The organism is Vibrio sp. HM8-C, assembly GCF_058630515.1.
The window spans coordinates 171514-190205 of the sequence record NZ_JBMMKS010000008.1 but is presented as its reverse complement, the minus strand read 5'-3'; the positions used below and the strand labels follow the sequence as shown (position 1 = coordinate 190205).

14 protein-coding genes are annotated in these 18692 nt (G+C 43.1%); 8 read left to right on the top strand and 6 right to left on the bottom strand.

What is annotated here, in order from left to right:
* Positions 1-37: 37 nt before the first annotated feature.
* Positions 38-508, bottom strand: coding sequence for an Lrp/AsnC family transcriptional regulator (locus ACOSVQ_RS11560; RefSeq protein ID WP_491982712.1), 471 nt, complete (start codon positions 506-508; stop codon positions 38-40).
* Positions 509-698: 190 nt separating this feature from the next.
* Between ACOSVQ_RS11560 and ACOSVQ_RS11555 the strand changes: the two genes are divergently transcribed.
* From ACOSVQ_RS11555 to ACOSVQ_RS11540, 4 genes are all read left to right on the top strand, one after another.
* Positions 699-1931: a trans-sulfuration enzyme family protein gene (locus ACOSVQ_RS11555; protein WP_491982711.1), complete on the top strand. Its 1233-nt coding sequence runs from the start codon at positions 699-701 to the stop codon at positions 1929-1931.
* Positions 1932-2112: 181 nt separating this feature from the next.
* On the top strand, positions 2113-2919 hold the full coding sequence (locus ACOSVQ_RS11550) for a transporter substrate-binding domain-containing protein (RefSeq protein ID WP_165313738.1): 807 nt from the start codon (positions 2113-2115) through the stop codon (positions 2917-2919).
* A gap of 117 nt (positions 2920-3036) precedes the next feature.
* The gene (locus ACOSVQ_RS11545; protein WP_165313739.1) at positions 3037-3981 is read left to right on the top strand and encodes an amino acid ABC transporter permease; all 945 of its coding nucleotides are present in this window, start codon (positions 3037-3039) and stop codon (positions 3979-3981) included.
* Positions 3974-4726 carry an amino acid ABC transporter ATP-binding protein gene (locus ACOSVQ_RS11540; RefSeq protein ID WP_491982710.1) on the top strand — a complete coding sequence of 251 codons (753 nt, stop codon included), beginning with the start codon at positions 3974-3976 and terminating at the stop codon, positions 4724-4726. Before ACOSVQ_RS11545 ends, ACOSVQ_RS11540 begins: the two co-directional genes overlap by 8 nt.
* A gap of 76 nt (positions 4727-4802) precedes the next feature.
* Here ACOSVQ_RS11540 and ACOSVQ_RS11535 read toward each other — a convergent pair whose 3' ends face one another.
* The 3 genes from ACOSVQ_RS11535 to ACOSVQ_RS11525 form a co-directional block, all read right to left on the bottom strand.
* Positions 4803-6461 (bottom strand): putative transporter, encoded by a 1659-nt coding sequence (locus ACOSVQ_RS11535; protein WP_491982709.1) that lies wholly within the window; start codon positions 6459-6461, stop codon positions 4803-4805.
* 396 nt (positions 6462-6857) lie between these two features.
* Positions 6858-7811, bottom strand: a complete 954-nt coding sequence (locus ACOSVQ_RS11530) for a ketopantoate reductase family protein (protein WP_491982708.1) — start codon at positions 7809-7811, stop codon at positions 6858-6860.
* Between the two features lie 193 nt (positions 7812-8004).
* Positions 8005-8973 carry a porin gene (locus tag ACOSVQ_RS11525; RefSeq protein WP_491982707.1) on the bottom strand — a complete coding sequence of 323 codons (969 nt, stop codon included), beginning with the start codon at positions 8971-8973 and terminating at the stop codon, positions 8005-8007.
* Between the two features lie 692 nt (positions 8974-9665).
* Here ACOSVQ_RS11525 and ACOSVQ_RS11520 point away from each other — a divergent pair.
* The 4 genes from ACOSVQ_RS11520 (at position 9666) to gnpA (ending at position 15546) form a co-directional block, all read left to right on the top strand.
* Positions 9666-10973: a SulP family inorganic anion transporter gene (locus ACOSVQ_RS11520; protein WP_491982706.1), complete on the top strand. Its 1308-nt coding sequence runs from the start codon at positions 9666-9668 to the stop codon at positions 10971-10973.
* 37 nt (positions 10974-11010) lie between these two features.
* A complete protein-coding gene (locus ACOSVQ_RS11515; RefSeq protein WP_491982705.1) occupies positions 11011-12078 on the top strand; it encodes a UDP-glucose--hexose-1-phosphate uridylyltransferase in 1068 nt (355 codons plus the stop codon).
* Positions 12079-12117: 39 nt separating this feature from the next.
* On the top strand, positions 12118-13287 hold the full coding sequence (locus tag ACOSVQ_RS11510) for a glycoside hydrolase family 88 protein (RefSeq protein WP_491982704.1): 1170 nt from the start codon (positions 12118-12120) through the stop codon (positions 13285-13287).
* 72 nt (positions 13288-13359) lie between these two features.
* Positions 13360-15546: a 1,3-beta-galactosyl-N-acetylhexosamine phosphorylase gene (gnpA, locus tag ACOSVQ_RS11505; RefSeq protein ID WP_491982703.1), complete on the top strand. Its 2187-nt coding sequence runs from the start codon at positions 13360-13362 to the stop codon at positions 15544-15546.
* 95 nt (positions 15547-15641) lie between these two features.
* Here gnpA and ACOSVQ_RS11500 read toward each other — a convergent pair whose 3' ends face one another.
* Both ACOSVQ_RS11500 and ACOSVQ_RS11495 read right to left on the bottom strand, forming a co-directional pair.
* Complete coding sequence (locus ACOSVQ_RS11500; RefSeq protein ID WP_491982702.1) at positions 15642-17105, bottom strand: sulfatase family protein; 1464 nt, start codon at positions 17103-17105, stop codon at positions 15642-15644.
* Entirely contained in the window at positions 17105-18580 is a 1476-nt protein-coding gene (locus ACOSVQ_RS11495; protein ID WP_491982701.1) for a sulfatase family protein, read from the bottom strand. The genes ACOSVQ_RS11500 and ACOSVQ_RS11495 overlap by 1 nt, the downstream gene beginning before the upstream one ends.
* Positions 18581-18692 lie beyond the last annotated feature (112 nt).

Here is an 18692-nt window from a genome sequence, read left to right as displayed (position 1 = left end):
TTGCAGGTGGATTTTTACTTGGCGTGTTCTATAGAGATTATTCAACAGGGAGATACAGACTCTGTTTTGGTGTATCTAAAACTACGTTAGTCAAAACGCGGCGGATTTGAGGGTATAGATCCATAATTTGTTGAATTATCTCATCGTAGTGTTTGGTGGTTTTGGCACAAATTACCACCATCAAATCAACGTTGCCCGTGACATAAAACACCTGTTGTATTGATGGCTGAGTCTCTGCCCAGCGCTTGAATTTATTGAGAACGGTGTAATTATCTCTATCGATTTCGATGCCTGCGATGAACGTCATCGGATGCGTAGAGAGTTCAGACTTGATGATTGCCACTTCAGCTCGGATGGCACCGTCTTCCTTTAAGCGCTTGATTCTTCTTTGCACTGCCGAAGCAGACAAGCCGACTTGCTCAGCAATACCTTCAGTTGGCATACGGCAATTACTTTGCATCAGCTCCAGAATTTTTTTATCGAAACTATCCAGAGTGGTTTCACTCATGGTTTTCCTCTTGCGTTAATTTCGCGTTTTTCACTGCTAAACGCGGTATTTCTTCCATGTGGAGGCAAGAATAGCGGATTTTACGCGTCAATTGGAATTCAAAATTTAATCATTCGTATGGTTTAGAACCGAAAAGCGTCCATTACGCTCAAATGGTTCATGACCTGTCGCCACTATTAGGTTAAAAATAATGATTAATGATGATTTCGATTTTGAATTGAGCGCTGAAACATACGCTCCTGAAACTCTAGCTGTACATGCGGCGATAAGTCCAGACCCTCATACCAGAGCGATTGCTCCTAACATAGTGATGTCTGTGAATCACAGCTTTCTGCCCAACGAAGGCGCCTTTTCAGCTCAAGGAATGGAAGATATCTCAGAGTCGCCATTTTTGTATGCAGGATGGACAAACCCAACGGTTCGACTGCTGGAAGAGCGCTTGGCGATACTTGAAAAAGCTGAGGATGGAATAGCGACGGCGAGTGGTATGGCTGCAATAACTGCTGTATTTATGTCTCTTTTAAAGGCGGGAGATCATCTGGTTATCAGTGACGTTTGCTATGCTGCTGTGTATGAGTTCGCGACTCAGATCTTGCCCCAATTTGGAATTGAGGTCTCAACTGTTGATACGTCATGCATCAATAGTGTGCAAAAAGTCTTGCGTGAAAGCACTAAGTTGGTGCACATAGAGACGCCATGCAATCCTCTATTAAGACTCACTAATATAAAAGAGCTGTCTGAATTGCTTAAACAACGTGGAATTTTACTCAGTGCGGATTCGACGTTTTCAACACCGGTTATAACGCGACCACTTGATCTTGGGGCAGATTTAGTTATTCATTCTTTGACCAAATTCATCAACGGTCATGGAGATGTTCTAGGTGGATGTGTACTTGGCTCCAAAGCCTTAATTAGCAAGCTTAGAAGCGTTGCTGGCGTCTATTTTGGTGCATCTTTAAGTGCGCAGAGCGCATGGCTAATTATGCGGGGTATGGAGACTATTTATCCACGTATGAAAACCTTGTGTGATTCGGCTCATACCATCGCAAACTGGTTAGAAAATCACCCAAAAGTGCTAAGAGTTTTATACCCCGGTCTTGAGTCTCACCAACAATTTTCGCTAGCAAAACGGCAAATGGCATTTTTTGGCGGCATTATTGCATTCCAAGTAGAGGACATCGAACTGATTGAGCAACGCTTTGCACATGAATCGAAGATGTTTTATTACGCTTATTCGATAGGACATCAGCGTAGTTTGGCGGTGGTGTTGAAAATTGACGATTTGGACAAGTCTACTTACCGATTTAGCCCAGAACAAAAAGCGAACTTCTGCCGTGATGCAGGTAAAGGCGTAGTTCGGCTTTCTATCGGTCTTGAGTCTCCGGTCGATTTGATTCGGGACTTGAGTCACCTTCTTAGGTGAAAATTGAATACCTATAGCACATTGTTGGTTTTAAATTCGGAAGGTTATTGAAATGTTACTAGATTGTGTTGCATTATCTTGTGGTTTTTGATGTCAGTTCGCGTTTGCGTGACACAAAATACAACATCGTATTTGTCATTGGACGAACAGAAAAATAACAAAATTTTTTATAAGGGATATTATGAAAAAATTTATTAAATCTTCAGCAGCTGGACTTGTATTTGCTTGCTCTCTACTTGGTGCTAATCAAGCGATGGCAAAGTCTGACTTAGAAGGTGTTCTTAGCTCAGGTGAGCTAAAAGTATGTTTTGATGCTGGCTACATGCCTTTCGAAATGAAAACTAAAGATGGCCGTTTCATTGGTTTTGATATCGATTTAGGTAAGCACATGGCGCGTTCTATGGGTGTTAAATTCACTCCAGTGAACACAGCTTGGGATGGTATTATCCCTGCGCTACAAACTAACAAGTGCGACATCATCATGGGTGGTATGACTATCACTTCTGAGCGTAACTTGAAAGTTAACTTTGCTGACCCGTACATCATCATCGGTCAGTCTATGATCATCTCTCCAGCGCTTGAAGGTAAAGTTAAGAGCTATGCTGACCTGAATGATCCTAAGTACACAATTTCTACTAAGCTAGGCACAACTGGTGTGGAAGCTGCGAAGAAACACCTTTTCAACGCAAAAGTTGACCTTTACGACACAGAAGTGGATGCCGTTCTACAAGTTGTTAACGGTAAAGCTGACGCGTTTGTTTATGACTTCCCATACAACGCTATCTACGCTGCGCAAAACAAAGGCAAAGTTGCACACCTAGGCGAACCGTTCACTTACGAGCCTCTAGGTTGGGCAATTCGTCAGGATGATGCTAACTTCCTAAACTTCTTGAACAACTACCTACGTCAAATTAAAGGTGACGGTACTTACGATCGTATGTACGACAAGTGGTTCAAGTCTGACGACTGGTTGAAAGACGTTCAATAATTCACGTTTTAAACTTGAGTTTGCTAACACTGCTTAAGTGATAGTGAATCAAAACTCTAGTCAACTGGGCAGCGAGAGTTGCCCAGTTCATTAAAAAGAATAAAGAGAATCTGAGTGATGCAGTCAAAATCCTCAAAATGGATAGGACACGGAATTTACGTCCTAATTATGGCCATGCTGATTGGCGCGGTCTATTTCTCTGGGAAGAGTATCAATTATAACTGGCATTGGGATCGTCTCTGGCCTTATGTTGTAAACACCGAAATGCAACAGCTCCGTGCAAATGGTGACGGCACAGCAGTGGTTAAAGCAGGTCAGTTAACGATTGAGTTTGAAGACTCTAGCCAGCCTCAAATCATAGATCATTACACAACACTAATGGTTGGTAACGGCGACTTGGTATTCCAAGGCGATACGGTTGCACAACTGAATGAATGGAAGTTCGGACCGATTGCTCATGGTTTATGGGTAACGGTAGAAATTTCCTTTATCTCTCTCATATTCGCTGTTTTGCTCGGCCTGATATTTGGCCTGATGCGGGTTTCCAAGAACCAAACAGCAAGAAACTTAGCGCTCACCTATGTTGAACTGATTCGTGGAACACCGCTTCTGGTGCAAATCTTTATCGTTTACTTCTTTATCGGAACGGTACTCGATTTTGAACGATTCACAGCAGGTGTTGTGGCGTTATCGGTATTTACTGGTGCTTACGTTGCAGAAATTGTTCGTGCAGGTATTCAGGCGATTCCAACAGGTCAAATGGAAGCCGCGCGTTCATTGGGTATGACTTATCCAAAAGCGATGCGCTACATCATTCTTCCACAAGCGCTTAAACGCACCTTGCCACCTCTGGCTGGTCAGTTTATTAATCTTATTAAAGATTCTTCGCTGGTATCAGTTATTTCTATTACTGATTTAACCAAAGCGGGTCGTGAAGTTGTCAGTGGGAGCTTTGCACCGTTTGAGGTGTGGTTCACTGTTGCAGCACTTTACCTACTAGTAACCGGGACTCTGTCTTGGGCAATTCAACGTTTAGAGAAGAGGTTATCAGCCAGTGACTAGTGAATACAACGGCGAAGATATGGTTTACGCCAACGACGTAGACAAGTTCTATCCTAATGGTTGCCATGCCTTAAAATCAGTTTCGACTACAGTAAAGCGTGGTGAAGTTGTGGTTATTATCGGTCCTTCAGGCTCTGGTAAATCTACGTTTCTACGTACGTTAAACCAGCTAGAAGAGATCAGCTCAGGAACCATTATCGTTGATGGTTTCGATATGTATGCGAAAACCACGGATATCAACGTACTACGCCAAAACGTGGGTATGGTGTTCCAAAGTTTTAACCTATTCCCGCATATGACGGCGTTAGAAAACGTCATGATTGCACCGATGAAAGTAGCGAAGCGTCCTAAACATGAAGTGGAAGGCGCAGCGAAGGTGTTGATTAAGCGTGTGGGTTTGGAAGATCGCATGAACAACTACCCAACGCATTTGTCTGGCGGTCAACAGCAACGTGTTGCTATTGCTCGTGCATTAGCAATGAAACCGGATTTGATGCTATTTGATGAACCAACTTCAGCACTTGACCCAGAAATGGTAGGAGAAGTACTGGATGTTATTAAATCTCTAGCAAAAGAAGGTATGACCATGGTTATCGTTACTCACGAAATGGGCTTTGCCCGTGAAGTGGCTGACCGAGTGTTGTTCATGGAAGACGGCAAACTATTGGTAGATGACAGCCCGCAAGCGGTGTTTGATAATCCTGCGCATCCTCGTCTGCAACAGTTCTTAGCAAAAGTGCTGTAATAGTCTGGGCGATGACTACGCAAAAACCGAGCTTTAAAGCTCGGTTTTTCTTTTTCTTAGTTACCTTACTTCGAAGCTACATAGTCCAAAGTATCAAAGCGAGTATTTGTGGTGACAGTATTCGTAAACACATCACCAAAGGGTAAACCGTTGCGTAAGCGAGCGCTGAAGCTCCGCTTGATTCGTGCAAAGCGTTAGCGAACGCTAGGGCTGGTGGATCGGTCATTGAACCGGCTAGCATGCCGCAAATAGTGAGGTAGTTGATATGTCCAAGCACTCTTGCCAATATCCCAACCGTAATAAGCGGAATTGCCGTAATGGCGACACCGTAACCCATCCAACTAACTCCATCGCCTTGAACTAGGGTCTCGATAAAGTTACCCCCTGATTTCAATCCTACCACCGCAAGGAAGAGGACGATTCCGATTTCTCGCAACGCTAAGTTCGCGCTTGGGGGCATAAACCAATACATTTTGCCGATACTGCCAATTCTGGCGAGGATCAAGGCAACAATCAGTGGTCCGCCAGCTAAGCCTAGTTTGATAGCCGCCGGAAAGCCCGGTAAGTAAAAAGGTATTGAGCCAAGTAGCACGCCCAAACCAATACCCACAAATACAGGTAGCATTTGTACTTGCTGCAATTTTTGGTGTGCATTACCCACCATACCGCTCACAGCTTCGATGGCTTCTTGTCGACCGACGAGGTTTAAAATGTCACCAAACTGAAGGGTAGAATTGCTGGTTGGAATCAGTTCAACACCTGCACGGTTTAGACGAGAGACTACAACGTCGTACTTTTCTTTAAGATCTAAGTCTCTAAGTTTCTTACCTAAAACCATTTCGTTGGTTACAACCAAACGTTGCACGCGAAGCTCTGTTCCTCTGGTTGAAAGAGAGACGTCTACCTCTTCACCAATCACCAAACGAGCCTTTTCTAAAGCGTTTTTATCGCCGACAAGGTGGAGTAGGTCATTCACTTCAACACGAGAATCGGGTTTTGGTACATGCAGCTGTTCATTTCGTTTTAGGCGTGAGCAGACGATGTTGCCATCACTAAGAGCAGGAATATCTTTTAAGAATAGCCCGTTCAAATTTGGGTTTTTCACTGAGATATTCATCGTATGTAAACTGGATTTCTTGTGACCATTTTTGATTTCGAACTCTTCGGCCTCTTGGTCAACATTGACTCGAAAGAAGATTCGAATCAGCCACATAGTAAGCAAGATACCGCAGATGCCAAACGGATAGGCGATGGCGTATCCCATGCCTGTCATATCAAGAAGGTTTTCGTGACCACCAAGCTCGGTGAGAATTTGCTGCCCAGCACCCAAAGAAGGGGTATTCGTTACCGCACCTGAGAAAACACCGAGAATGACAGGAAGGGGAACATCAAATAGATAGTAAAGGGCAACAGTGACAAGACATCCCAACAATACGATTAGAGCAGCGAATGCATTGAGCTTGAGACCTGAGCTTCTCAACGATGAGAAGAAGCCTGGGCCGACTTGGATACCAATGGTGTAGACGAATAAGATTAATCCAAACTCTTGGATAAAGTGTAAGGTGTGGTAGTTAAGTTCAACGCCCCAAGCGCCAGTAAAGTGACCAACGAATATGCCTCCAAACAGCACACCGCCAATTCCTAAACCAACCCCGTAAAGTCGCCAATTCCCTATCCACAGACCTAACACCGCTACCAGAGCAAGGATACTGATAGAGAGTGCAATATCACTCATAGTAAGTCTCCTGAACAATTACAAAAACGGTTGACGGGCAAACGTTGTTGAACATCAGGCAGGGGTAGGCGTAAGAACTTTAACGTGGTTATGTCTACGGCTGGAGGGTTCAGATATAGGCGCTGGAATTACTCTGTATCAACAGCCGTTCAGCGTCACTTTATTGCCCTAACTTTGTTATTAGTAATACTGCAATAGAGTTAGATTGTTAACTCTAGTTATACAAAAATGTGCTGTTTAGCAGGAAATAGATTTTGGGTATAAATATATGTTAAATAAGGGTAAAAAGCGTTTCCAAAATGCAAGAGAAGTAAACGCTAGAGCTCTAAATGTAACATGATGTTTCACTGCGTATTCTTATATCAAGGAGTTTGGAATAGGCAGTGAAAGTAACTTTTATGCTTCGATCATCTGACCGCTTGCATGTTGCAGAAGGTGACAAATCAATTCTGTCGATGTTGCAGGTTGACCGGACTGACGGCAGTAATCAATCACGGGGCCACAAATCTCTTGGATTTCCATTTGGCGACCTTTTTCTCGATCAACTAACATAGATGTTTTGATGGCATCAAATTCACAGATTAATTTGAACATTTCTTCCACGTCATCGTCGCTCATGGTTACATTCGCAAACCTCGCAGCGCGTGCAGTTTCCTGCATGATCTGATAAACAGTCTGCCTTAATACGGGATCGCGAGTGACGGTTTGAGTGTCTTTCATGGTGAGAGCTGTAATTGGATTCACAGCATTGTTGATAATGAGTTTGCGCCACAAAGCATAGCTTACGTCATCATAAAGTTGGTTAGGAATACCAGCCTCTTCGAAAACAGCGCTGAGTTCAATGAGAAATTCTTTGAGGTTTGGATTAGCTGATTCTGAGGGCCAAGCACCAAAGTCAATTTGTGCCATGCCTGTAGCTTCAATTACGCCCGGTTGCAAAACGTGTGCGCCAATCTTGATTGCTAAACCGCCAATAGTACGTTTTACACCAACTGCGTTTGCGATAATACCTTCGTTCATTACACCATTTTGTATCGAAAGGATGGGGGTATCGCATTCATCAAGCCAAGGCTTCATTTGTTCCATTATTGATGTTGTGGTACTGCCTTTTGAGGCGATGATCAGTAAGTCAAAATCACTACCACTATATTCCCGACATAACCCTTCAATGTCAGTGGCAGTTATCGAGTATGCAAATGTAAACTCTGGATGCTCTAACGTAAGACCGTTTTGTTGAAGTGCTTTTAAATGTTCACCTCTGGCAATGAATACAACATCGTGGCCTGCTTCTACGAGTTTCGCCGCATAATAGCAACCAATACCTCCCGCACCGATCATAGCGAATTTCAAGATACTCCTCCTTAAGTACACATTTGTAAGCCAAAACAGATTAAACGCTTAGCAAGGTAATCTCCAGAGTTAAGTGAGGTAAGGTGTTCAATAAAGGCTGTCTATTGAAGTAAAAAAAGCCACATCAACCCTGATGTGGCTTTCGCAAAATGCGGAATTAATAAGAAAAGTCAGTAGATAAAAATTCTCGTAATTAGAACGAGTATTTAGCTACGAATTTAACTGCGCTGCCGTCTTCTTTTACGCCAGCTTTCTCGGTCTCGCCTGTTTGAAGAACGAAGTCAGTTTTGAACTCTTTCGTTACATCGTAGCCTAGGCCAACGTATGCAGTTTGAGCGTCAAAAGACGTTCCTTTGTAGTCGCCTTCCGCGTATTGAACTGAACCGTAAATACGGAATAGGTCGATAGTGTAAGTCGCTGCCACTGAGTAAGTTTCGCCATCGTTTGGTTTTTGTAACTCGATTTTAACACTATCACTTGCTTGCAAACTTCCAGCGTTCTCAAATGATATGTAAGCTGCTGCTAGTTTTAGATTACCTAATGTTGCATCAGCTGCTAGACCTAATGTATCGGCTTCATCACCATCAGAACCATATGCAATTGCTGCTGTGAAGTTGTCTGCTTTGTAGTTTGCAGAAACGGCGTAGCTTGATTCTACACTAGTATCACTTTGAGTTTCATAGTTAGCAGACAGTTCTAGTTTTTCGATAGCTTTCTTATAGCGAATACCCTGACCATTCACACCGCCTTGGTTTACGTAGAATAAGTTGCTACCTTCACCAGATTTTGCTTTTTCTACTGCGCCAAACGAGTTACCTGTGTCGCCTAGAGAAAGGTTACCGAAACTGGTGTGGTCAAACTCTAACTTAATATCACCAAAAGAAGCTTTCTTGTCTTTGACGTTACTGTCTTCAGTGTTAAGTGCAAACGAACCAATTACTTTTGCATCTTCACTTAAGAAATGAGTTCCCTTAAGTGTCAGTTGAGCGTCTGTATAAACGTGTAAGTCTTTATCTGCTTTGTCTGCATCAACGTATAGGCCAATTGCTTTTGCCCAACCTGAAAGCTCTACTGTATTGGTATCAGTTGCGTAGATTTCGCCTGCCGCTACTGAACCTGCTGCTAAAAGAGATACCACTGCTGCTAATGGTTTGATGTTCATATTTTACTCCATATTTTTATATTGATTACTTAGAAACGTAATCGAGTGTATTAATTTGTTTAACAACTTAATTTATTTGCAAGTGAGCAATATATTTTCATTAATCAAATCGACAGGGGAATCTTATACAAAAGAACTTTTAAATATATTGAAAATTTATTTTCTAAATATTTTTTACGATCTACTTCATACGGATGTGTTATTTTGTGTATCTATTGGGTGACAAGTTTTAATGCAATTAATAATTTTATTTCATCCATATAATTTAACGTACTTATTAATTTAATTTACATGGATGAATAATGTGAGATATGTATCGCGTTAATTACGGTTGAACTATTTACATTCTTATCTATTGCTATATAAGCCTGAGTCCTTATTCCTTATGGTGTGTTGTAATGTTAGGTAGGCTGGTACATATGGATTGTTGTGCATAGATGATTTATTGAGGTAGATAAATAAGTGTGTTCGATATTCAAGTTAACTTTGAATAATAATTATATCTGTGTCGCAAAATATAATACCTGATAATCAATATGTGAAACATTGTTTTATTTTGTATTGAATGGTTATTTTCTTTACCTATAATAGTTTTGGTTCACTGTGTTGTGCAATTTTCATTCAGTGGTTTATTGTTTTTGTGTTGTGTTTCGCATTTTGTTGATTGTTGAATTTTAAATATAAGAGATATTATGTTTAAGCAGTCGATTGTTGTGTTAGTCCGTTATTTTCCTTTTGTTTCGTGGTTGCCTCTAATAAAAAAAGGCGATTTGAGAACTGATTTTCTAGCCGGTCTTACGGGGGCAATCATCGTCATGCCTCAAGGTGTTGCGTATGCAATGATTGCTGGTCTTCCGCCTGAATATGGTTTGTATACCGCAATCATTCCTGCGATTTTGGCTGCACTGTTTGGCTCATCTCATCATTTGATTTCAGGTCCAACGGCGGCATTATCCGTAATTGTATTTACGACTATCAGCCAGTTTGCTGATGCTGGTACGTCACTTTACATCCAGCTCTGCCTGACTCTGACTTTCTGTGCTGGCATCGTACAACTTGCTTTGGGGTTGCTAAGAGTTGGTGCAGTTGTCAACTTCGTTTCGCACTCAGTAGTAATGGGTTTTACAGCAGGGGCTGCGGTTGTGATTGCTGTAAGCCAATTGAAGCATGTACTTGGGCTCAGCTTTGATTCAGCGAGCACAGCAATTGCAAACTTGGGGTTGGTTATTGCCCATATTCAACATACTCAGGTTGTATCGCTGTTCATTGCTTTGATTACTATCCTTAGCTGTATTGTTGCCAAGCGTTTCATTCCTTCTACCCCGAATATGCTGGTCGCAATGATTATCTCAATCTTCTTTGCATTGCTACTCAGTCAAAATGGCTTTGAAATTGACTATGTACAGCAGATCCAAAATTCGACTTTAAAGCTATCCACACCAGAATTCGATTTCCATTTAATCAGGGACTTATCTGGTGGAATTATTGCCGTTGCTTTGTTGGGTTTAGTTGAAGCTATCTCGATAGGGCGTGCAGTAGCATTAAAATCGAAGCAGCGAATTGACAGCAACCAAGAGTTCATCGGACAGGGCATATCCAACGTCGTAGGTGCGTTTTTCTCCTGCTACATGTCTTCAGGATCATTTACCCGTAGCGGCGTTAATTTTAGTAGTGGAGCAAAAACGCCATTAGCGGCTGTGTTTGCCGGTTTGATTTTGCTACTGATGATGCCTTTGATGGCGGACTATGTTCGTTACATTCCTTTAGCAGGCATGGGCGGGATTTTACTAGTTGTTGCATATAGTCTTGTCGATGTTCCCCACATACGCTCGATTATTCAACAAGATAAGAAAGAATTTGTTGTATTAATCACCACTTTTACTGCCGCGCTTGTCCTCCACTTAGAGTTCTCTATTTACGTGGGTATCGTTGTGTCCGTGATGTTTTATTTGCGAAGAACTTCACGGTCGCTCGTCGATAGGAGAGGCAAGTGTGATTAAAAAAATTTTACGTTGTATAGAAGGATATTGAGTCGTTATGAAAACAACCCAGTTTGATGAAATCGAGCATCCACATCGCCGTTATAACCCTCTTTTAGGTGAGTGGGTTCTTGTTTCGCCTCATCGAGCGAAGCGTCCTTGGAGTGGTCAGCAGGAAACGCCAGCACTTAATGTTTCATCAAGTTATGAAAAGTCTTGTTTCTTATGCGCAGGTAATGAGCGCATCAGTGGTGACATCAACCCAAACTACACTGGCACTTTTGTATTTAAGAATGATTTTGCGGCGTTGCAAGATGATACGCCTGACCAAAATCTCAGTGATGACCCTCTATTTAAACTTCATAGTGCGAAAGGAGAGAGCCGAGTAATCTGTTTTTCTCCCGATCATAGCCGCACGTTGGCTGAGCTTTCGCACAATGAAATAGAGCAAGTGATAAAAACTTGGATTGAAGAAAGTGAAAGCTTAAGCAAGCGTTATCCATGGGTGCAAATTTTCGAGAACAAGGGCGAAACCATGGGATGCTCACAACCCCATCCCCATGGACAAATCTGGGCGAACAGTTTTATTCCAACCATGGTGAGTAAAAAAGATCAGCACCAAGCTGAGTATTTCAGAACATATAACTCTCCGTTACTACATGACTATGCCCATCGCGAGCTACTACGTGAAGAGCGAGTAGTAGTGGAAACCCAGCATTGGGTCGTTGTCGTGCCTTATTGGGCAAGCTGGCCGTTTGAAACCTTAGTATTGCCGAAGGAAAGAGTCAGCCGAATTACAGAACTTTCGTCGCAACAACAATCTGACTTATCGATTGCTCTTAAAGAGATTACCACACGCTATGACAACCTGTTTGAATGCTCTTTCCCGTACTGCATGGGCTGGCATGGAGCACCGTATTCTTTAAGTGAAGGGCATTCATTGACTAAAGACAGTGAACATTGGCAAGTGCACGCTTCGTTTCTTCCCCCTTTGCTGCGCAGTGCAACCGTTCGAAAATTCATGGTGGGTTACGAGATGTTTGCTGAGTCCCAAAGGGACTTAACGCCAGAGCAAGCTGCCGAAAGGTTACGTGCTGTCAGCTCTGTTCATTATCGCGAAAAGTAATTCAAAGTTAATCCTGCAATTCTATTAAGAGTGTTTTCTATGACCGAAAAAGTCGTTCTACGTCCTTTGCCGCGAGCACTAGACGAACAAAGTGTAATGAATCATTTACCCATTGTCGTGGAGTCTATCCGTCGAAATATTGCCAAAATTGGTGAACGCAATCCTAAGATGGGTACAGCATCAAACCAGTGGGATTACTGCGACCAATTTGATTGGGTGTCGTCGTTTTGGACTGGTGAACTTTGGCTAAGTTACCAAATGACGGGGCAGGAAGTGTTTAAGAATAGTGCAAAACTACGCAAGAGCTACTTTGCCAACATGCTGTTAGACCCTTTCTGGCTCGATCACGATTTGGGTTTTCAGTACAGCCTTAGTTGCGTCGCAGACTACAAACTGACAGGTGATGAAGAATCGAAAATGATGGCGTTGCGAGCGGCAGATCATTTGATTCATCGATTCAGAAAGATTGGTGGATACATAGTCGCGTGGAACGACACACATCCGTTAGGTCCTGAAGTGACGTTGGGTAAATCTATTATTGATTCGTTGCAAAATACGGCTCTGTTGTTTTGGGCTTCAGAAATCACAGGCTCGCCTGTCTATGCCAATGCTGCTAAGCGTCACAGTGAAACATTGGCAAAGCACATAGTTCGTGATGATTTTTCTACTTATCACTCATTTAACTTTGACCCGATCACTCAGCAACCATTAAGAGGAGAAACGTTCCAAGGTTATGCGGATGATTCCTGTTGGGCTCGCGGTCAATCCTGGGCAATTCATGGCTTTGCACAAACGTATCTTTATACTGGCGATGAGCAGTTCCTGACGCTGGCGAAGAAGCTAGCAGAATATGTGACAAATCATATTACTGATGATGGTGTGCCAGTTTGGGACTACTTACTTCCAGAGCATGAAATCCAATACAAAGACAGTTCTGCAGGGGCGATTACCGCTGCTGGTTTCCTTCTCATCGCTCAATGTATTAAAGACCAAGAAGAAGCTAAAACATACCGAGATTGGGGCTTGTACTTACTTCAAGGGCTCATGAAGCAATGTGATTTAACACATGACGAAAGTGCATTGGGGTTACTCGCGCACGGGGCTTCATTTGTCAAAGTTGGTCTATGCGACAACATGCTTCCTTATGGTGATTATTACTACCTTGAAGCGTTAATGCGTGCCAATGGCTATCAGAAATTCTTCTGGTAAGCGTACTGATTTTCTTCCGTTTTATTTATGCGGGTGAAAGAGCCCGCAGTATTCACGTTTTGGAGTTTGACCATGAAACAAGTGTCTACAACCAAAGGGCATATGACGTTGCCTGTTGAGGTTGGTCAAGAAGAAGTTGTATTAGATTTATACCAACGCTGGCAGGCTGATGCTCTGCGAGATAGCGATGGTACAACAATGCCTGAGTCTCTAGCTCAACAAGATAGCGACATTTATTCGGTTGTGTGTCTGGTTCGTGCGGATCAGCAATTCGCCAATCTGCACCCTGAATATCTGCATCGAAAATACCTGATGTCATTTCCAGTGACGGCAATGGCCGAAACACTGGTTATTCGTCCTCTTGATGGTTACAGCAAAGACAAGTATGAGCTGGATGATGACAGCGACCCGAAGTGTTGGTGGGAGGTGCGAAATCGAACAACTAACACGGTTATTGATACCGCGTTGTGGCAGTTTGACGCGGCAACTCAGCAGGTGACGATCGAGCAGACAGAACCTTATCATGAGTACACCGTGACGTTTATGGCACGTCAGGTCTGGGACAGTGTTTCAATGTACAACGCACTAACCAATGATTGGAAAGGACCTCGCATTAAAAGCTTAGATCCTTACCACCCAGAGTGCCGTGCTCATCTGATTAGACATTTCGCCCAATGGTTGAATGAACATCCAAACACAACAGTAGTGCGTTTTACCACTTTTGCGTTTTTGTTTGTGATTGATACTGGCGAACAAAATCAGGATATCTATCGTGACTGGACAGGCTATGGAGAAACCGTAAGCCCAAGAGCACTAGAGGACTTTGAAAAACGTTTTGGCTATCGATTAACTCCAGAAGATTTTGTTGATGCAGGTTATTACAACGGCACTTACAAAGCACCTTCTAAGCAATACCAAGACTGGATGACGTTTGTACAAGAGTTTGTGGTGGATTTCGCGGCTGAGTTAGTTCAAATGGCGCACAATGCTGGCAAGAAAACAGCGATGTTCCAAGGCGACCACTGGATAGGTACTGAACCATTTCTAGAGAGCTATCAAAAAATCGGTCTCGATATCAATATAGGTGCAGTTGAAGATGGTGTTGCGTTGCGCCGTCTTACCGATTCGATGGGAGAGCAAACCCGTGAGGCGCGTTTCTATCCTTACTTCTTCCCAGATGTATTCCGTGAAGGCAACGACCCAGTGGTAGAGTCTATGTCGAACTGGGTAAAAATCCGTCGCGCGATGTTGCAAAAGCCGCTAGATAGAATTGGTTACGGTGGATACCTTTCACTTGCAAACAAATTCCCGCGTTTTATCGACCATGTAACCGATATTTCTCGCGAGTTTGGCGAGTACTTGCAACACACGCAAGGTACTGAATCTCAGAAAATACCGGGGAAAATCGCGGTGTTAAGTGCTTGGGGTAAGGCTCGCAGTTGGTTACAAAACCAAGCACGTGACCAGCGTTTCTATGTTCCGCCACGTCCTGATGTGATGGAGTTTGTAGGTAATAACCTGCTGGAATGTTTGGCTGGTCTGCCATTCGATGTTGAGTTCATCAGCTTTGATGACATTATTCAAAATGGCATCAGCGAAGAGATCAAAGTAATCATCAACACTGGCGATGCGAACTCTGCTTGGAGTGGTGCACAGTGCTGGGACAACAGCGATGTGCTGGTGGCATTGCGTAAGTTTGTTGGTCAAGGAGGTGGATTACTTGGGGTGTGCGACCCTTCCGCATTCCAGAAAAATGGACGCTATTTCCAGCTCGGTGATGTGTTTGGATTAGAAAAGGAAACCGCATTAACCATGGGGCGAGTTGCTATGCCTCTTTCTATCGCGACAGATCATTATCTCAGCCAGTTCGTTACGGATAAGCTCGATTTTGGCAATCCAAGTTATGTGTATCCACAAGCGACAGATATCGCAGTGCTTGCAGCTCAAGGTCAGCATTTGGCGTTAACGGCTAGAAATTATGGTCAAGGTCGTTCGGTATATATGGGCAACTTGCCATTCAATATGCAGAATGCACGTTTGCTGCAGCAGGTTTTGATATGGCTGAGCAGTAACGAAACTCAGCATCACGCATGGTTATCAGACTACCCAGATGTGGATGTGGCTTATTACCCGCAAACCGGTAAAGCCACTGCGGTGAACTACTCTAATGAACCTCAGAAGGTGACAGTTCGAAATACGCACGGTGAGTTGGTGAACGTGAATTTAGCTGGTTATGAATGGAAGTGGATTTCCAACTAGTCAATCTTGAACCAGTGATTGAACAAAAGGTGCATCGTAATGCACCTTTTTACTTTTATGGTTGTTGTAGACGTTAATTACAGTTAGGTATCGCTTTAACGAGTCTTTCCTTTATGGATTGACTCATCGAGTAGCTTTTGCATCTCTGCCACTTTTTCAGGCATAGCTTCTGCAAGGTTGTTTAACTGCCCGATATCATCAAACAGATCATATAACTGAGGAGATGGCATATTGCCTTTCTCATTCCCAGTGTACTGACAGATGAAGTCGTTATCGTGCGGAGGAATATACGCGTAGCGCTGGTCACGAAATACTTTTTTGTACTGCATCCCTTCAAGAACCATGTTGTTTCTACCGTGAGTATCTATTCCTGTTAATGTCGCTAACAGCTCTTCGCTATCAGGTGCTTCATCATGGGAAAGTTCATAGCCAATAACTTTAGCTAGAGAATGATAGAGGTCGACTTGGTTGATTAATGCATGGCTGTGCTTTTCGCTGATTGTTTCAGGCCAGCGAACGATGAATGGTACTCGAGTACCACCTTCAAACAAGCTGTATTTACCACCACGTAATGGTCCCGCCATCATATGATTACCATTTAATTCAACTGCTTGATCCTTATAGCCATCATTGAGTACAGGTCCATTGTCACTAGAAAAGATGACTAGGGTATTGTCCTTTAATCCCAGAGCTTCAAGTTTGTTTAATACCTCACCGATACACCAATCCATTTCGACGATGACATCACCACGAACACCATGAGGGGTTGTATTTCTAAATCTTGGATTTGGAATGCGAGGCACATGTGGTTGATGAAGCGCATAGTAAAGGAAAAATGGCTCATGCTGGTTTTGTTCAATAAACTCTATCGCTTTCTCGGCAAAACGCTCACCCATGGATTCATCATTCCAGATTGCCGATTTTCCTCCACGCATATGACCAATTCGGCTAACGCCGTTAATGATTGTCCCGTCATGACCATGGTCATACATGACATCAAGTAGTTCTGGATGGCTTCGTCCATTAGGCACATCCGTATAGGCTTTCTCCCATTCATAAGTAACTTCGATGGGATCGCTGGGATCTAAGTTTTCAACGTGTCGATTGTCGATGTAAACGCATGGAACACGGTCGTTAGTGGCTGCCATTATGAAAGATTGGTTGAAGCCTACATCATTTGGCGTACCTGAAATTTCTTGGTTGAAATCGAGATTGCCATCCCCTAAACCCAAGTGCCATTTACCGACAATACCCGTGTTGTAGCCTTGCTTTTTAAACATTTTGGGAAGGGTTGGTTGATTCTTACTGATGATTTGCGGAGCATCGCCAGGTAAAACTGCCGCGTTAGGGTTACGCCATGGATAACTACCCGTTAGCAAGCTATAGCGAGAGGGTGTGCAGGTAGCCGCCGTTGCGTAACCCTGATGGAATTTGATTCCCTCTGCTGCCAGCTTATCTAGGTTTGGCGTAGGAATGTCGTTGGCACCGTAACAGCTTAAATCGCCAAAACCCAAGTCATCGGCGTAGAAGATGATGACATTTGGAAGAGTGTTGTTCATTAGCAGTCCTTAGAATTCGGATAGGGTAGTAGTTCGTTCAAAATTTTTTGTTCCGCCCATGGGTCATCAATTCGTGAGAGCTCATTGGCTAGCATTGAAAGCAGTTCTCTAGCTAAACTGGCAGAGCACTGCCAAGAGATGTTGGCGAGTTGGTATGGGTCTCTCTTATTGTCAAAAAGCAGCATGTTGTCGAGTTTCAAATCTCGGTCGATTTCCAGTGCAAAGGTATAACGCTCAGTTCTAATTCCTCTACTTTGAGGGAAATAGCTAATGACCTTGCCTTGGCTATTCTTCTCGCCATCCAAGTTGCGAATGTAAAGTGAGCAATGCGCAGAATCGCTTTGGCTGCCGTTAACAATCGATGTTGCTTTGCTTTGACCTGTGATATTTGAAGGCAAATGCTCTTTTAGCCCTAACAGCTCTAACACCGTAGGCATAATGTCAGCACTGTTTAGGAAAGTTGGAGAGATTTTAGGTAACGTTTGTCCCGCATCTTTAACTAGAAACGGCACCAGAAAGGCTTCCTCATAGATAACGTTTTTAGCATCGGTTAGACCATGGCTGCAAAGGGTTTCACCATGGTCGCTGGTAAATACCACCACAGTGTTATCCCATTCACCAATATCTTTTAACGCCTGAATAATCCGTCCAAATTGTTGGTCTACACCGCTGACATTAGCAAAGTAATATCGAGCGCTAGCCGCTTTATCCATATCGATATTAGCGTTGTCTCGCACCAGCAACTGCTCGTCGATGAAATTCTCATAGAGCTTTAGGTCTTGTTCACGGCAGTCATCGAGACTTTGATAGGGACTGTGTGGTGGGTTCATGGAGACAAATAAAGCGAAGGGTTTGTCTGACGCTCGTTCTCCATTTTGATTATTCAAATAGGCAATCGCTTTATCGGCTTCGTGTTCAGCAGACCAAGTGCGCGGTTCATGCCTTACACAGTGTGTATCGTAGTAATGGGGATTGCGATGCTCATCAAACGTACCATATCCATACCAATAATGAATTCCGTGTCTGCGATTTGGCTCTGTATAGGAATCCCATGCAGGAGTCGATGGGGATACATATTCACCCGGTCTATCTGGTGCATTTGGTGTGGGTAAATCAAGATGCCATTTGCCAATGTAGCCGACGTGATAACCAGATAGAGCAAGGATATCGGTAAAGCATGTCTCATCTTTCGGTAGGTCGGAAATAATACGGTCAGAATTGCAGTTTAATGGCACACCACTTTTATTTGGATACTGACCGGTAAATAGACTTCCGCGGTGTGGACTACAAACGGGACAATTACTGACAGCATTCGGTAATACGTAAGCTTGTTGGGAAAATTTATCAAGGTTTGGTGTATATACTGGGTCTGATTTACCAGAACAGTACTCCTTAAATAATAATTCATTCCATAAGCTCATTGACATTTGCCTGAACTGGTCTGGGAAAATATATAACAGGTTAGGATTATTCATAATTAATACTTCTGTATGAAAAATACTGGCAATTTTATAACTGTTTAAAATCTCCATTTAATGGTATTTCTTTAACTCGGTCGCAAACAAAAAATTATTTTTTTAATCGAGC

Coding starts and splice junctions, on each gene's coding strand:
- ACOSVQ_RS11495 (WP_491982701.1), bottom strand. CDS start 18,580: ATGAATAATCCTAACCTGTTATATATTTTCCCAGACCAGTTCAGGCAA.
- ACOSVQ_RS11545 (WP_165313739.1), top strand. CDS start 3,037: ATGCAGTCAAAATCCTCAAAATGGATAGGACACGGAATTTACGTCCTA.
- ACOSVQ_RS11535 (WP_491982709.1), bottom strand. CDS start 6,461: ATGAGTGATATTGCACTCTCTATCAGTATCCTTGCTCTGGTAGCGGTG.
- ACOSVQ_RS11500 (WP_491982702.1), bottom strand. CDS start 17,105: ATGAACAACACTCTTCCAAATGTCATCATCTTCTACGCCGATGACTTG.
- gnpA (WP_491982703.1), top strand. CDS start 13,360: ATGAAACAAGTGTCTACAACCAAAGGGCATATGACGTTGCCTGTTGAG.
- ACOSVQ_RS11525 (WP_491982707.1), bottom strand. CDS start 8,973: ATGAACATCAAACCATTAGCAGCAGTGGTATCTCTTTTAGCAGCAGGT.
- ACOSVQ_RS11560 (WP_491982712.1), bottom strand. CDS start 508: ATGAGTGAAACCACTCTGGATAGTTTCGATAAAAAAATTCTGGAGCTG.
- ACOSVQ_RS11515 (WP_491982705.1), top strand. CDS start 11,011: ATGAAAACAACCCAGTTTGATGAAATCGAGCATCCACATCGCCGTTAT.
- ACOSVQ_RS11520 (WP_491982706.1), top strand. CDS start 9,666: ATGTTTAAGCAGTCGATTGTTGTGTTAGTCCGTTATTTTCCTTTTGTT.
- ACOSVQ_RS11510 (WP_491982704.1), top strand. CDS start 12,118: ATGACCGAAAAAGTCGTTCTACGTCCTTTGCCGCGAGCACTAGACGAA.
- ACOSVQ_RS11550 (WP_165313738.1), top strand. CDS start 2,113: ATGAAAAAATTTATTAAATCTTCAGCAGCTGGACTTGTATTTGCTTGC.
- ACOSVQ_RS11555 (WP_491982711.1), top strand. CDS start 699: ATGATTAATGATGATTTCGATTTTGAATTGAGCGCTGAAACATACGCT.